A 15,524-nucleotide genomic window follows, 5' to 3' on the forward strand; every position below is an offset into this window, starting at 1 on the left:
TCATGTCCTTAAGGTTTAACGGCATTACGGATCGCTTCCACTTCAGAGGTCTCCATACCCATTGCGTTATCCACCTTAATTTCCTTATTGATCAGCTTCTGCTTCACTTCTTCAATTTTGGTCTGAAGTTCCGCCGGGAATGCCGCCTTGTAGATCTCGTTCTCGGCAATGCCCACGCCGTCTTCAACGAAGCCAAGCACATCACGTTTACCCATTTCAAGCGTGCCGTCCTGCAGTTTCTTCACTGCACCAAGGATGGCCGAATCAATCTTTTTAATCGCAGAAGTAACGATCAGGTTGGCTTTCACACTATCTGTATCCTTCAGCAGCATCGCCTGGTCAGAATCGACGCCGATTGCATATTTGTTCTTTTCCTTCGCTGCATCGAAGATACCAAGGCCCGTACCGCCCGCTACGTTGAAGATAATATCCACACCCGAGTTATACTGGATCAGCGACAATTCCTTGCCCTTGGCAGGGTTCACGAAATCTCCGGCATAAGAGACCGCTACCTTCACTTCCGGATCAACATACTGTGCTCCCTGAATGTAACCAACCAGGAAGGCATTGATGCCGGGAATGTCCATTCCGCCCAGGAATCCGATCACATTGTCCTTGTTGGCATTAGGCATATCAGACTGGGTAGCAAGCGCAGCAGCAGCCCCGGCCAGGAATGAGACCTCATTGGTCGAGTAAGACATATTGTACATATTGGCAGGCGCTTCCTCGATGTCAGTATCATAGTTGATGAATTTTTTATCAGGATTCGCTTGAGCCGTTGCATTGAACATTTCTGTAATTTCCGAGCCGCCGGAGATAACAACATCCCAATCCTCAGCAGCGATATCATTAAAAGTCGGCTCCCATTTCGTCTTGTCAGCGCCCATTTCCACAACCTTCGTTTCTGCGCCAAGCTCGCTTTTCACCTTCTGCAGACCATTGTTCGCCGCATCAAAAAACGATTTATCCCCCAGCGTCCCCGGAATCAGCAGCACCACCTTGAGCTTGTCCCCCGCAGCCGCGCCGCCGCCTTCCGCATCCGTTCCCGGAGTTGCTGCCGCACCATTCCCGTTCCCGGACTTGTTGTTCCCGCACGCAGCGACCAGTACCATAACTGCCAGCAACATTAAAGTGAGCATTTTCTTTTTCATTTTCTAAGTTCACACCCCTATTTGTAATAGATCCATCCAGCTGAATAGCATAAAATCCCAATTACACGTTTTGTTGGTCCCTTCGAATCGGGCAGCATGAATAAGCGACTGTTGAAATTCTGAAAATAAGCAATTTACTCTGAAAACCAAACATTTCATGTTACATTTCGCTAAAAAACCGTAAAATATCCGAACAAGATGGCCAGTCCAGTTGAGAATCTTCGGTTTTATTGATAAGATCATATCAAATGAAAACATAAATATTTATATATTTTCGGTCATGTTTTTGTACGATTCGGCTAAATGACTATCAAGGGAGGCCTCATCATGGATCGTGTCCTATATATTGTAAATGCAGAACATGAAGCGGGTACCTATATCCCTCCGCACCAGCATGAGTGCTTCGAGCTTGTCTATTATATCCATGGTCAGGGCACCTGCAGCATCGGCCAGCGCAGCTATCACTTCCGGCCCTATACCTTCGCCCTCATTCCGGCAGGCTTCAAGCATGACGAGAATCATCAGCCCAGCCCGGAGGTGCTGTTCGTCGGCTTTCACTGCGGCAATCCCGTGATTAATTCGCTGTCCGGTGTGTTTGACGACGATAAAGAGCACACAGTACTACAGACCCTGCAACGGATGAGCGCCGAGTTCAAGCGCAAGCGTGACGGGTTCAGCGAGCTGCTGAATCTGCAAATGAGTGAAATTACCGTCTATCTCCAGCGGCTGCTCAGCGCCTCCGATTTCCATTCCCCTGCAGAGGATCAGATGCAGTATGTGCTCAATTATATGAACGAGCATTACCGTCACAAGCTCTCGGTGGCTTCGCTGGCAGAGATGTCCGGCTACAGCTACGACCGCTTCCGGCATTTGTTCAAGGAGCGGTTCATGCACTCCCCCCACCGTTATCTTTTACTAAAACGCCTGGATTATGCCAAGTCGCTCCTCCTGCACAGCCAAATGCATATTTCCGAGGTCTCGGCTGCAGCCGGATTCGTCAACGATGCGCAGTTTTGCAATATGTTCAAACGGGAGATCGGCCTCTCCCCGCGCACCTTCCGCATTCAGAGCAGAGTCATATAGGGAATAGTCCCCTCCTGTCACAAGTAGCTTTTGTACACGAATCTTGCATTTGTTCACTGTTCAGGGGTCCGGCCTGTTCACTGTTGTAAGCTTGTTCCACTGTCCTGTTCATAGGCTGGAGCTTATAATCTTACTATGAACATTTAAGACAAAGGACAGTACCCGCAAGAATACACAGTGAGTTAGGGGGCTACTTGGATGAGACTGAACAAGATCGGCAATCAACGGGCACTGTACAGCAGACTGCTAGTCAGCATTACGCTTTGCGTCTCCTTAACCTTTCTGGTCTCCACCATCATTTATTACAACTACTATATCGGCGTAGAAAAGAAACAGACCTTCCAGTCCGACCTCGGCAACCTCACACAGACCAGCCGGGAGGTCATGAACATGACTGATGCTGCGCAATCGCTTTCTTTTCAAATCTACCGCAACAGCACCATCTCCAAAATTGTGTTCTACGATAAGCCGGACATCTACGATGTCACCGCCGCCATGTCCGAGCTGGGCAACTATCTAAGCTCTATGCCTTATATCGAATCCATCTATGTATATAATCCCAAGGGCGGGCAGCTGTATGTTGCCTCCTCCCATGGCCAGAACGGTGTGTATACCGAAAAGGAGCTGGTCGATACCTCCATTCTGGATATTCTGAGCCATTATCAGAAATATAAGGCGTTCACTCCTATTCCTAGAGTCTATTCTAACGGCGCACAGGAGAACGATCAGGTCCGGGCCTACACCTTCCTCTGTCTGGATGCCATCGGCTGGGACCGGGCGATTAATTCGGCAGTGATTGTGAATATTTCGGCTCCTTGGATTAACAAAGAGATCGCAAGCCCGGCGGATTCAACCAGCGCCACCTATATACTGGATGATCAGGGTGCCTTCCTGTCCAGCAACAGCCTGAAGCAGCAGGAGCTTACCCCGGAGGAAGCGGGATTCATCGAGCAGCGGATCAAGGGCCGGGAGGCCGGGTATTTCATCGCTCCCTTCGGGGGTGTGAACTCACTGATCTCTTATACGGCACCGGACGATCTAAGCTGGCAGTATGTACGAATTACGCCATATGAGATCATTACGAAGCAGACCAACAACATCCGCAACACCACCCTGCTGATTGCAGGTCTTGTGCTGGTGGCCGGCATAGGCCTTTCCTGGATCATGTCCAGAAGCCTCTACCTGCCGATGAACCGGATTGTCAGCGAGATGCATATCCTGGAGACCGAGAAGCGCGACAGCATGTTCATGATCCGGCAAAATACACTGCGTGACCTGATCCTCGGCCTGAAGCCGCTGCAGTCCATGCAGCAGGTCGAGAAGCTGCGCCAGCTCGGCATTCATTTCACCTTCAATGATGATTACCGGCTGATCCTGCTGCGGATTGACCGTTACCGGGAGTTCCGGGAAGCCCGCTCCTCTTATCTGCTGGCCTCCAAGTTCGCCATCATGAACATCGCCTCCGAAATCTGCGGCCAGACCTACCGCGTGGAGACTGTGGATATGAACGATGACGGAATCCTGGTGCTGCTGAACATTATCGATCCCGTGGAATATACGGATACCGGACTGATCGAAGCCCTGCTCCGGCAGATTCAGCAGGCCTGCTCCGACTATCTGAAGATCAGCCTTACGCTGACCTACAGCCATATTGACCGTAATGCCAGCCAACTGCATCAGCTCTATCAGCAGGTCCGCGAGGCGTCGAATCACCGCCTGTTCTATGGACATGGCTGTATCCTGAATGCCCGGGATATCTGCGCCCTGGAGTCCAGCACTTATCATTATCCGGCCGACAAGGAGAAAAGATTAGCGGATGCGCTGCTGAGCGGTAAGCTGACGGACGCTGCCGAACAGTTCAGCGCGATGATCCGCGAGACAGAGGCCTTCCCTTACCAGACCGCGCAGTTAACCGTGTCCAGGCTCAGCGTCACTATAAGAGAGATCGTGAATACTATCCAGAAGCGTAATCGCTTACAAATCGATGGAGTGGCCGAGCTGCCCAGCCTTGACGCCATCGAGACGATAGACGAGCTTGAGGAGGCCTTCGCCGCCCTCTTCCATACCCTGCAGGAGCAGCTGGCAGGCAAAAAGAACACCAAGCAGCACGACCTCATCTGCCAGATCAACGCCATGATCAACGAGGATTACATGAAGTCTCATCTGAGCCTGAACCAGATCGCCGATGAGCTGGATATGTCACCCATCTATATCAGCCGCCTCTACAAGCAGCAGACCATGAACAGCATCGTCGATGTCATCCTGGAGGTGCGGATGCGTGAGGTGTGCGCCCTGCTGGAGAACACCGACCTGCCCGTCACTGCGATAGCCGAGCGCTGCGGCTTCACCAGCAGCTCTTACTTGCACCGGATGTTCAAGCGCAGCTTCGGTACAACACCTACCGATTATCGCCGGTTGAAGAGTGTGCGGATGAGTTAGGGGTTTATACAAACTAGCCTGATCAAAATGTTGCAGATACTGCAACCTGGAGACGTGATACTTAGCTTCTGTGTTTAATTGTTTCACCAAATGCAGCAACTCGCTCAAGTATCCGCTAACCCTAAGCGAACTGCTGCATTCCCTGCAACATTTCCTGCTCAGGCCCCATTTATAAAGTATAATGATGCAATTTGTGCAGGATTTCGTATTGGGGCCGCTTTTGTTTTTGCTTTGGTGGAACACCAAGCCCCGCAGTTGCCCTCCCCGCTTTGGTGGAACACCAAGCCCCGCAGTTGCCCTCCCCGCTTTGGTGGAACACCAAGCCCCGCAGTTGCCTTTCCCGCTTTGGTGGAACACCAAGCCCCTGCCGTTAGCTTTTCTGGTTTAGTGAAGCACCATGCACCTCAGGTGTCACTAACCCGCACATTGTCGAGATACACATATCATTTGAACAAACTCGGCCAGTCGAGATGTTGCAGTTAATGCAACTTGGAGCCCCTATCCTTAGCTATTTAGTTGAATTGTTGCACCAAATACAGCAACTCACCCAAGTATCAGCCGAATTCAAGTGAATTGCTGACTTTTCTGCAACAATTCCCACCTTGAGCCAGTTTTAGAGTGTCGAATGTTGCAATTCATGCAGGATTTTAGAAATTGAGTCGTTCCATGCTTTGGTGGAACACCAAGCCCGCAGTTATCTTTCCGCTTTGGTGGAACAACAAGCCAGTGTCTTGGCACCTTGCATTGGCTCTGTCACGCTTTAGATGTGGAACAACATCAGCCCGTCTCCAGATCCATGGAGACGGGCTGATGCTCTTCCCTCCTGCCGCGGAGGCCGTAGGGCTGACGCGGCCCCGCAGCTGTGGTCCGGTTACGCCTAGCGCTTAAACAGCGGAGAAAACGGAATGAATGTGGAGAAGCGGAGCGTTCGCCTTTGTGTCCGGATTTTCACCGCTAAGGTAGAATAGATAAAATCCGGACACAACAGCGATCGGAACATCATTCCGTTTTCGGAGCGTCCGCCCAAGCGCCCAAACGCCCCACCCAACCACCAACCTGCGCACCAAACGCCCCGCCACAGCAAAAAGCCCCAAAAGCCTTTCGGCTCCCGGGGCTCCTCTCATCTACTTAAGACCCTTTTCAGCAACATAAGCCTCCCACTGCTTCGTCCACTCCGCCTGAATTTTCTCCAGGCCCGCCTGCTTGGCCTTCTGCATGAAGGTCTCCAGGCCCTTATCCACATCATCTACCAGTCCGGCCTCCAGCGGGAACAGGTACTGCTTCTCTACCTGTTCTAGCGCAGCCTTTTCTGCCTGATAGGAGCTGTAGTCCTCGGCGAAGCCCAGGAACAGATCCGGCTTCTGGATTTTATCCAGCTCATCAAAGATCGCCTTGACCCCGTCAAAGCCCTTGTCGAACAGCATATACTCTGGATTTCTCCACGCCCAGCCGTTCATGCCCTCACGAGTGAAGCCATTGGAGGTACTGGTGCCGACCAGCTTGTAATAGCCGTCTTCCACCGTGTAGTTCTTGCCTTCAATGCCGTATTGCGTCAGCTGATTATAGCGTTTGTCCAGCACCATCTTCTGATAGAAGGCCAGTGCCCGTTCCGGGTTCTTGCTGCTCTTCGGAATCGCGAATCCGTTGTGAATCGGATGGACCGGAGTCGCATAGCCGGTAGTCAAACCAAACGGAGAATAAGCCATTTCCCAATCCGGGTGAGTCGTGCTGATCTTCATCTTCATATCATTGAAGCGGTTAGGGTTGTCTCCGAACATACTGGCGGCTTTGCCGGAAGTCATCGGGTCCTGCATCGTATCCTTGATGTTCAGCACGTTCTTCGGAATGAAGCCCTTGTCCGCCCAGCGCTTCATCGTCTTCAGCTCTTCCTTCTGCTCCTCCGAGCCCCAGTAAGAGTAGACCGTTCCCGGGGAATCATACTTCACACCCATCCCGTAAGGGAGCGCGCCGATCATCTTGTTCAGCTCCGTATAGATGTAGTGCAGATTGTTGCCCACATCACTGTTCAGGGACATCGGCATCATGTCCGGCTCATTTTTGACAATGCCGTCCATGTAAGCCTCGTAGCTGGCCAGATCCTTCGGCACGGGAAGATCGTACTTCTTGCGCAGATCCTCGCGGTAGACGAACCCGTTGGTGACATACTCCTTGAAGGTCGCCGGAACCGTGTAGATTTTACCGTCAACCTTAACGTCCTCCCACATCTGCTCCGGAACGAACTTCTGCAGCTCAGGAGCCGCCTTCGGAAGCAGGTCATCCAGCGGCAAGAAGGCACCGCGCTTCGCATAGGATTGATATTGAGTCCAGTCTGCCGTAAAAATCAGATCAATCGCCTGCCCGGAGGACAGCAGCAGCTTGTACTTCTGATCCCAGTCCGTCCAGCTCGTGAAGTTGAACTTCACCGTGGCGTTCAGGTCTGCCTCAGCCATTTTGTTGACTTCAGCCTGGATGGCCGGAAGATCCTTAGGAGCATCGCCGAGCATATAGAATTGCAGCTCCACCTTCTTCGAGGTGTCGATCCCGGTGTCCGCTGCCTTCGCCGCTCCCTCTGATGCAGCCGGTGTGCCTGCGTTGCCGTCCTTCCCGGCACTGCTGCCGGTGTTGCCATTGCTGTTCCCCCCGCCGCAGCCGGCCAGGAGCGATAGAGCGAGCAACCCTGTTGTAAGCGTAGCCAAAGATCGTCTGCCTGCTTTCTTTCTCATGAATGAACCCTCCTAGAATTTTTTGTAAGCCCAGGCTTCCCTGATGCTCCTCGTGCAGTTCTCTCCCCGGAAGCATACCGCCCTTGTGTGTGACTCTATGTTAGCCGATATAGCAGCTGTACGGTAAAGGTACAATCTGCCACACGGTTCTAACCTTTGACCGCTCCGATCGTCAGCCCCTTCACGAAATAACGCTGGATGAACGGATACAGGAACAGAATCGGCCCCGTGACCACAATGGCCATCGCCATCTTGGTGGATTCTGTAGGCAGATCGCTGCCTAAGCTGACCCCGGTACCCGCGCCCATATTGGCGATGAAGGAAGCCGAGTTGATGACATTATACAAATGGAACTGCAGCTGATACTTATGCGGATCATTAATGAACAGCGACGAGGAGAACCAGTCGTTCCAGTAAGCCAGTGCGAGGAACAGACCTACGGTAGCAATCCCGGGCATCGAGAGCTGCAGCACAATGCGCCAGTATATTTTGAAATCCCCCGCCCCGTCAATCTTGGCCGATTCGAACAGCTCCTCCGGCACCGCCGAGCGGATGAAATTCTTCATCAGAATAATCAGGAACGGCGTCATCAAGCCGGGGAAAATCAACGCCCCATAAGAATCGGTCAGATGCAGATACTTAGTAATCATAATGTACCAGGGCACCAGCCCCCCGCCGAACAGGGTCGTGAAGTAAATATAGAACGAGAAGGTATTGCGGTATTTGAAATCCTTGCGGGCCAGCACATAACCGGCCATTGTCATGAAGAACAGTCCCAGTGTCGTCCCCGTCACCGTAGTGAACAGCGTCACCCCATACGCCCGCAGCACCTCATCAGGGAAAGTGAATACCGTCTTATAGCCCTCCAGCGAGAACTGCGCCGGGATGAAATGATACCCGTCCTTGATGATGGACTCATTAGCCGTCAAGGAAGCCGAAATAATCAGCAGGAACGGAATCAGACAGGCTAAGGAGCCCAGTATAATTACCGTATAAGCTACTCCCTGCAATAGCCTGGTGTACGAGTCGTCTTTGATTTGCATACTCTTTCTCTCCTTCCGCAGCAGGTTCCGCACAACCTAGAACAAGGCGTAATCGTCATTTATTTTACGGATGATATAGTTGACCGTCATAATCAGGATGAAGCCGAACAACGATTGATACAGGCCGGCCGCCGTTGCCATCCCGACATCGAAGGTCACCTTGAGCGAGCGGAACACGTACGTATCCAGAATATCCGTTGTATTGTACAGCACCCCGTTATTTCCAATCAGCTGGTAAAAGAGGTCAAACTGCCCCTTCATAATACTCCCCAGCGAGAACAGCAGCAGCATGACGAAGGTCGATTTCAGCATCGGCACCGTGATATACCAGATCCGCTGGAAAATGTGGGCACCGTCAATTTTGGCCGCTTCATAATATTCCTCGCTGATACCCGTGATGGAGGCCAGGTAAATGACCATGCTGTAGCCGAGATTTTTCCAGAGATAAAAGAGAATGATCAGGAAAATCCAGATGACCGGATTATTATAGACATCCACAGGATTCGCCCCGAATTGCGTCAGCAGCGTATTCAAGAAACCGTTATCATAATTGAACACATTGTAGACGATAACGCTTAAGATAACGAACGATACGAAGTACGGCAGGAACATGACCGATTGGGTCAGCTTCTTGAACCATTTCACCCGCAGCTCGCTAAGCAGAATAGCACAGATAATCGCCAGCACATTCCCGAGTAAAATAAATGCCAGATTGTAGCCGATCGTATTGAGCGTAAGCTTCACCAGCGTGCCGGACTTCCAGAGAAATTCAAAGTTCTTCAGCCCCACGAAGGGAGCGTCGAACAGCCCGGAATTGAAGTCGAACTGTGTGAACGCATAATAGACCCCCACCATCGGAAAATACGAGTTAATTAGAAAGAACAACAGCGTAGGCAGCAGCATCAGGAACAGAATCCGGTTATGGACCAGCTCATGCACGAAGCCCTTCTTCTTTTTCTTCCGGGTACCGGAGTCAAGCTGCGGGGACAGCCCGCTTGTTCCCTTCAGGGGAAACTGGGCGACAAGCGGCATACCGGTCTTGCGTTTGCGGTGTCTCAAAGCCTTCACTCTCCTATGCCTATAGATAAGTTGCCGCGTCACTTGGTCCGAAGCCTCCGTCCTTGATGGCCCCTATAGCTTCGTTAAGTCCAAGTGTATGACTTGTATGACCTGAGTATAGAAGAAGCCTCCTGCGGCTGAACAGTGAAGCTTCGGGATATTCCTGTACATTACGGCTAACCGCACTGTGCACTTATCATACATTTGTGCAGTAATCGCAAGTTCAACGCAAATAAGCCCCCGGAATACTCCTTAAGGAGAAGAATCCGGGGGAATTCTGATGGTCGCGCAGGACCTATCCGTAGCCTTACGATTTAAACTTGCCTGTAATAAATTATAGGTGATATACTCTGGAAAATGTACTAATTCTCCAACCTAAACTTTCAATATCCAAACTTTTCTTCAGGAGGCCAGCCCATGAACCCGCTTCTGTTCCGCATCCCTCCCCTGCCGCATTATATAGCCAGCGGCCTCAATCACTGCCAGCCCGGCTATCAGCACCGGAGCCGCCAGCAGATCAAGGTATTTGATTTGCTCATTGTCCAGCAGGGATGCCTGTATATCGGCGAGGAGGAGCAGCGGTTCACCGTGAAGGCAGGCGATGCCTTGATCCTGCGCCCCGACTGCCACCACTTTGGAACCGAAGGCTGCAAGGAGGAGACGGCCTACCACTGGCTCCACTTTCAGACCTTCCATGGCCGGTCTGCCTCATCCATAACAGGATCCGGTCCCGGCAACCCGAACGAGACTGCAGGAGAGCTTCCCGCATCTCTATTCGATATCAGCTCCTTCAATCTGGTGTTATCCCAGTTTGTTAACTTGCTTCTGCCCGACAGAGCTTACGAGGTATTGGAGCAGCTCACGCAATTGCAGGCCACCGCCCACCTCGAAGCCGTCCGCTTCCGGCAGCAGCTCCTCTTCCAGGACCTCCTGCAGCAGCTGGCCGCTTCTGTGAATCCGGAGCACCGCAGCTCCCAGACCACCCTATGTGCCGAGCAGGCCGCCTCCTATCTCCGCACCCACTACCGTGAAGAGATTACAACCGCCATGCTGGGAGACAGCCTCAACTTCCATCCGGTATATATTGCCCGATGCATGAACAAGGTATATAGCTGTTCACCCATGGAATATCTGCTCCGCTACCGGATCGGACAGAGCAAGCTGCTGCTGATGCAGACCAGCTTCCCGATCGCCCGGATTGCCGAAGAGGTGGGCTTCAACCAATCCTCCTACTTCAGCTCCAGCTTCATGAAGCTGGAGGGGTTGTCGCCGCGCGAATTCCGGCAGCGGTTCTCATGAAACAGGCCATCAGCGAAGCTTGCGCTGATGGCCTGTTTCTCTATGATTCTTACGCCTCCGGCAATGCCGCCGTCAGCGTGAATTCGAATTCCAGCTGCTGACCCGCTGCGATCCGGTATTCCGGATGCACCGGCGCTCCCCAGCTGTCATCCCCGCCCACACCCATCTGCTCTGCCGCGAGGGTGACAACCGTATAGTGCACCTGAGGCAGCTCATAAGCATGTGCTGCCTGCTCCAGCTCGAACGCTGTATACGGTGACAGCGTACATTCTAGCGGCTGGCCTGCAGCCGCCTGAACCTGCAGCCCATACCCCCGGCTGTCCGTGATGCTCACCTCACGGACACCCGTCCGGTTGCCGGATTCCTGCGGCACCAGATACGGTGACGGCAGCTCCGTCACCTTACGCCGGAAGCGGATGAGCCGCGCTCCATATGCGCGGTCACTGTAGTTCTCTTCCGGTCCGCGGGCATACCACTCGGAGGCCTCGTAGTCTGCCGACATCCGGAAGGATACTGCCACCACCGGTACATCCGGTAAGCCGTCTGCCCCGTCATAGACCATACGGACACGGACGCTGCCGTCGGCATGGACCGTGTATTCAATCCTGGTCTTCAGCTCACTGCTGATGCTGAAGGCATAGTCGAAGCTGACCGTAGCCCGGTCTGCTTCGGTGTGCAGGCTGACCGCCGTACACTGGCGGGCTAGACTTGCCGCGAACCAGCCGCCGGCATGGTACCCCAGCGCAGTCCCCTTATCATTGTCGGTCGTTGCCCGCCAGAACAGCGGAACCGGCGGAGTCGCAATCATCTCACGCCCCCCATAGCAGAGCGACACCAGGGAACCTGCCTGTTTGGAGAATAACGCCGTAAAGCCCCGGCCGCTCACCCCAATGTTCACATCCCCTTCAATGACGCCGAACTCCGCTGCCGCAGGCAAGAGCGCCGCTTCCCCGCCTGCTGTTATTCCGGCCGCTTCTACGCGGAAGACATGCTCTCCATAAGCGGTCTCGAACCCCCGCTCCGCCCATAGCTCGGCCTCCTTCAGCACCAGACCTACAGCCAGAGTATACTCCCCAGGAGCTGCTGACACATCCGGCAGTTCCAGCGCAATCCGCGCCTCCTCCTGCGCAGCCACATGGATCTCCTTCTGCCCCTTGAAGATCTCCCGTCCCTCTCTCAATAACCGGAACTCCAGCAACAGCCGCTCCGTCCCTTCGAACAGATTGCCGTTGATCACCGTCACCGCGTCCCGTTCAGGAACCAGCCGGATGTTCTGGTAGAGGAAATTCACCTCTTGCATCTTCGGCGTGATCGTCCGGTCAGCGAAGACAATCCCGTTGCCGCAGAAGCTGTAGTCCGTTGGCCGGTCATCGAAATCCCCGCCATATGCCAGATACTCTTCACCGTAACGGTTCTTGGCTACCAGCGCCTGATCGATGTAATCCCAGATGAAGCCGCCCTGATACAGCGGATAACGGCTCTCCAGCTCGATATATTTATGGAGTCCCCCTACCGAATTACCCATAGCATGCATGTACTCACAGCTGATATACGGCTTATCCGGCTGATTCTCCAGGTATTCTACAATATCGGCGGGCTTGGCATACATCCGGCTCTCCATATCACTGCTGTCATTATATTTGCGGTTATGGAAGACTCCTTCATAATGCACCAGCCGTCCCGGATCAGACTTGCGGAAGTAATGGGACACCTTCAGAATCACCTCGCCCGCATACGATTCATTGCCGCAGGACCAGATCAGGATCGACGGATGATTTTTATCGCGCTCCAGCATCGATACCGCCCGGTCCATGACAATCCCCTCCCACTCCGGCTTATCCCCGGGAACGTTCCAGGACGGCTCAACGGCGCCCATCTTCTGCCACGAGCCATGGGATTCCAGATTCATCTCATCAATCACATAGACCCCGTATTCATCACACAGCTCATACCAGAGCGTCTGATTCGGATAATGCGAGGTCCGCACCGCGTTGATATTGTTCTGCTTCAGGATGATGATATCCTTAATCATATCTTCCCTGGAGATGTTCCGGCCTGTGCGGGGGTTGAACTCGTGGCGGTTGACACCTTTGAACATGATCCGTTTGCCGTTCAGCAGCATCAGCTTGTCCTTCAGCTCGAAGGTGCGGAAGCCCGCCCGCTGCACAATTGCCTCCACCAGTTCCCCTTGGCTGTTATATACAGAGATACAGACGTTATACAGGTACGGATTCTCGGCGCTCCACGGGAACACCTTGCCTGCCTCCACGCTTAGATCCGCCTTGCCCGCCACAGCCCGTCCTTCTGCTTCCGCTACCACAGCACCTGCCGCATCCTTCAGCTCCACCCGAATCACAGCCTCAGCCTCAGTTGCCATGCGAAGTTCAGCCGTTAGCTTACCTTTCTCATAGGAAGCATCCAGCCCCGCCTGAATCCGCAAATCCTGTACGTGCAGCTCAGGAACCGTATACAAATACACCTCACGAAAAATCCCCGAGAACCGCCAGAAATCCTGATCCTCCAGCCAGCTCCCCGTACAGCGCTGATAGACCTCAACCGCGAGCTTGTTAGCTCCTTCCTGCAGATAAGGTGTCAAATCGAATTCCGCAGGGGTGAAGCTGTCTTCACTGTAGCCGACGAAGTGCCCGTTCAACCAGACATAACAAGCCGCCTCCACGCCCTGAAAAGAAATAAAGACCGGCCCCTGCTCCATAGTCGCCGGAACCTCAAAAAACTTCACATAGCTGCCCACCGTATTACTGCTCACCGGAATCTCCGGCGGCCTTACAGCATCCAGACCATCCCACGGATACATCGTATTCGCATATTGCGGCCTGCCGTACCCCTGAAGCTGGATATGACCCGGCACCTGGATGTCCCCCCAGCCGCTCGTATCATATTCCGTCTTATAGAAATCCTGCACACGGGCTGCCACATTCACCGCATAACTGAATTTCCAGTCTCCGTTCAGAGAGTGGCGCAGCGCCATGGGGGCTTGTCTCTCCGCTTCCTCCATCGTTTTATAATAGCGGTGATCCGAATGCGCTTCCAATCGGTTCACCTTAAATACAGATACATCACTTAGCCAATCCAGATTTGGTTCATTGCCTGACATTATAGTGTCCTCCTTCATCTTCTTGAAGTGAATCTGTTCCTTATTCTACCCAAAGTTTGCCCCGGCTCCAAGAAGCGGATCACAACTTCGGTGCAGATAACTTACTTTTCAGGTGGTTTTATGATTTCCAGAGGCTTTCGCTTCATTCTCCAATGATGCAAAATAAGCAATCTTATGGTCAATCTTCCGGGCAAAGCTCTGAAAGAACTTGATCTTCTCATCGATATGCTGTTTATGCTCCTGCAGCAGTCTACGCTGGTCGGGCAAGGCTTCTCTGCCTTCCTGCGAGAGCGCGATGAATTGCTTAATATCCGCTATAGCCATTCCGGTATCCTTCAGGCAGCAGATTAGCGAGATTAGCTCCAGATCCTCATCATTGAAGCAACGATTACCGTTCACATCCCTTGCCACAACCGGCAATACACCCTCCCGTTCGTAGTAACGCAGCGTATATTGGCTCAGTCCGCTTTTTTGTGCTATGGTTTTGATGCTGTATCCCATCATGCAGCTCCTTTCTGCCAACCATGGCTGGCTTCACCTATATGTAAAGGTAACACCAATCCGTTTCTATGAACAGCCACTCTATGATTCTATTGACTTACACCTAACTCTAAGGTCTAAGCTAACACTATACCTTCATTTAAGGAGTGAATGATTAATGGTAAAAAGAATTAATGTAGCTAACGGTACACTTGAGGTTTCCGAGATTTCACTCGGCTGTATGCGGATCGCTGATTTGTCTCCCAAAGAGGCTGAAGTCCATATCCACAGCGCCCTTGAGGTGGGCATAGACTTCTTTGACCATGCGGATATTTATGCTGGTGGTAAAGCGGAGGAAGTATTCGGTAACGTACTGGCTGCAAATCCCGGCATGCGCGACCGGCTGATGATTCAGGCCAAATGCGGCATCCGTAACGGCTTCTTCGACTTCTCCAAAGAACATATTGTGAGTTCAGTAGAGAACAGCCTGAAACGGCTGCAGACCGATTATGTAGATGTCCTTCTCCTTCACCGTCCCGACACCCTGATGGAGCCGGAGGAAGTGGCCGAAGCCTTCGATGATCTGGAGCGCAGAGGGCTCGTCAAGCATTTTGGCGTCAGCAACCAGAACCCGCTACAGATTGAGCTGCTGAAAAAGAACGTCAAGCAGCCCCTCCTGTTCAACCAGCTTCAGCTCAGCATCATGGTTACCGGCATGATAGATTCCGGCTTCAATGTCAATATGACCAATGCCGGTTCCGTAGTCCATGATGGTGGAATCCTGGAATACAGCCGCCTGCATGATATGACCATTCAGCCATGGTCGCCGTTCCAATACGGCTTCTTCGAGGGCGTATTCCTCGGCAACGAGAAGTTCCCTAAGGTGAACGAAGTCATTAACGGTATCGCCGCGGACAACGGAGTAGCCGACACCGCGATCGCCATCGCCTGGCTGCTTAGACACCCGGCCAAAATGCAGCCGATTGTCGGCACCACCAACACCGCCCGCCTGCTCGACATCGCCAAGGCCTCCGATATTACCCTCAGCCGCGAGGAATGGTACGAGATTTACCGCGCCGCCGGGAATGTGCTGCCTTAACGCAGAAGGCAAAAATACACCGCCAGCTATAGA

General features: G+C 52.7%; 10 protein-coding genes. 4 read left to right on the forward strand and 6 right to left on the reverse strand.

Features of this window, described 5'->3' with window-relative positions; genetic code table 11:
* Nucleotides 1-8: 8 nt before the first annotated feature.
* Nucleotides 9-1,151: a BMP family ABC transporter substrate-binding protein gene (locus C162_RS28570; RefSeq protein WP_036700387.1), complete on the reverse strand. Its 1,143-nt coding sequence runs from the start codon at nucleotides 1,149-1,151 to the stop codon at nucleotides 9-11.
* A gap of 327 nt (nucleotides 1,152-1,478) precedes the next feature.
* On the opposite strand from C162_RS28570, the gene C162_RS28575 reads away from it, so the two are divergent.
* Both C162_RS28575 and C162_RS28580 read left to right on the forward strand, forming a co-directional pair.
* The gene (locus C162_RS28575) at nucleotides 1,479-2,234 is read left to right on the forward strand and encodes an AraC family transcriptional regulator (protein ID WP_036700390.1); all 756 of its coding nucleotides are present in this window, start codon (nucleotides 1,479-1,481) and stop codon (nucleotides 2,232-2,234) included.
* 198 nt (nucleotides 2,235-2,432) lie between these two features.
* The gene (locus tag C162_RS28580) at nucleotides 2,433-4,673 is read left to right on the forward strand and encodes an AraC family transcriptional regulator (protein ID WP_036700392.1); all 2,241 of its coding nucleotides are present in this window, start codon (nucleotides 2,433-2,435) and stop codon (nucleotides 4,671-4,673) included.
* 1,124 nt (nucleotides 4,674-5,797) lie between these two features.
* Here the strand turns inward: C162_RS28580 and C162_RS28590 are convergent.
* The 3 genes from C162_RS28590 to C162_RS28600 all read right to left on the reverse strand — a co-directional run bounded on the left by C162_RS28590 (nucleotide 5,798) and on the right by C162_RS28600 (nucleotide 9,342).
* Entirely contained in the window at nucleotides 5,798-7,396 is a 1,599-nt protein-coding gene (locus tag C162_RS28590) for an extracellular solute-binding protein (protein ID WP_036700396.1), read from the reverse strand.
* Between the two features lie 149 nt (nucleotides 7,397-7,545).
* Nucleotides 7,546-8,439: a carbohydrate ABC transporter permease gene (locus tag C162_RS28595; RefSeq protein WP_036700398.1), complete on the reverse strand. Its 894-nt coding sequence runs from the start codon at nucleotides 8,437-8,439 to the stop codon at nucleotides 7,546-7,548.
* A 36-nt stretch (nucleotides 8,440-8,475) separates the two neighbouring features.
* The gene (locus tag C162_RS28600) at nucleotides 8,476-9,342 is read right to left on the reverse strand and encodes an ABC transporter permease (protein WP_339314977.1); all 867 of its coding nucleotides are present in this window, start codon (nucleotides 9,340-9,342) and stop codon (nucleotides 8,476-8,478) included.
* 573 nt (nucleotides 9,343-9,915) lie between these two features.
* On the opposite strand from C162_RS28600, the gene C162_RS28605 reads away from it, so the two are divergent.
* Nucleotides 9,916-10,797, forward strand: a complete 882-nt coding sequence (locus C162_RS28605) for a helix-turn-helix transcriptional regulator (RefSeq protein ID WP_036700400.1) — start codon at nucleotides 9,916-9,918, stop codon at nucleotides 10,795-10,797.
* Nucleotides 10,798-10,846: 49 nt separating this feature from the next.
* Here C162_RS28605 and C162_RS28610 read toward each other — a convergent pair whose 3' ends face one another.
* Both C162_RS28610 and C162_RS28615 read right to left on the reverse strand, forming a co-directional pair.
* Nucleotides 10,847-13,912, reverse strand: a complete 3,066-nt coding sequence (locus tag C162_RS28610) for a glycoside hydrolase family 2 TIM barrel-domain containing protein (RefSeq protein WP_036700402.1) — start codon at nucleotides 13,910-13,912, stop codon at nucleotides 10,847-10,849.
* A gap of 108 nt (nucleotides 13,913-14,020) precedes the next feature.
* Entirely contained in the window at nucleotides 14,021-14,413 is a 393-nt protein-coding gene (locus tag C162_RS28615) for a MerR family transcriptional regulator (RefSeq protein WP_036700403.1), read from the reverse strand.
* A gap of 157 nt (nucleotides 14,414-14,570) precedes the next feature.
* Between C162_RS28615 and C162_RS28620 the strand changes: the two genes are divergently transcribed.
* Entirely contained in the window at nucleotides 14,571-15,491 is a 921-nt protein-coding gene (locus C162_RS28620; protein WP_036700406.1) for an aldo/keto reductase, read from the forward strand.
* The last annotated feature ends 33 nt before the right edge of the window (nucleotides 15,492-15,524 follow it).

Origin of the sequence: Paenibacillus sp. FSL R7-269, assembly GCF_000517865.1 — a bacterium.
Lineage (GTDB): Bacteria > Bacillota > Bacilli > Paenibacillales > Paenibacillaceae > Paenibacillus_AQ.

Coding starts and splice junctions, on each gene's coding strand:
- C162_RS28615 (WP_036700403.1), bottom strand. CDS start 14,413: ATGGGATACAGCATCAAAACCATAGCACAAAAAAGCGGACTGAGCCAA.
- C162_RS28595 (WP_036700398.1), bottom strand. CDS start 8,439: ATGCAAATCAAAGACGACTCGTACACCAGGCTATTGCAGGGAGTAGCT.
- C162_RS28620 (WP_036700406.1), top strand. CDS start 14,571: ATGGTAAAAAGAATTAATGTAGCTAACGGTACACTTGAGGTTTCCGAG.
- C162_RS28575 (WP_036700390.1), top strand. CDS start 1,479: ATGGATCGTGTCCTATATATTGTAAATGCAGAACATGAAGCGGGTACC.
- C162_RS28590 (WP_036700396.1), bottom strand. CDS start 7,396: ATGAGAAAGAAAGCAGGCAGACGATCTTTGGCTACGCTTACAACAGGG.
- C162_RS28610 (WP_036700402.1), bottom strand. CDS start 13,912: ATGTCAGGCAATGAACCAAATCTGGATTGGCTAAGTGATGTATCTGTA.
- C162_RS28600 (WP_339314977.1), bottom strand. CDS start 9,342: ATGCTGCTGCCTACGCTGTTGTTCTTTCTAATTAACTCGTATTTTCCG.
- C162_RS28605 (WP_036700400.1), top strand. CDS start 9,916: ATGAACCCGCTTCTGTTCCGCATCCCTCCCCTGCCGCATTATATAGCC.
- C162_RS28570 (WP_036700387.1), bottom strand. CDS start 1,151: ATGAAAAAGAAAATGCTCACTTTAATGTTGCTGGCAGTTATGGTACTG.
- C162_RS28580 (WP_036700392.1), top strand. CDS start 2,433: ATGAGACTGAACAAGATCGGCAATCAACGGGCACTGTACAGCAGACTG.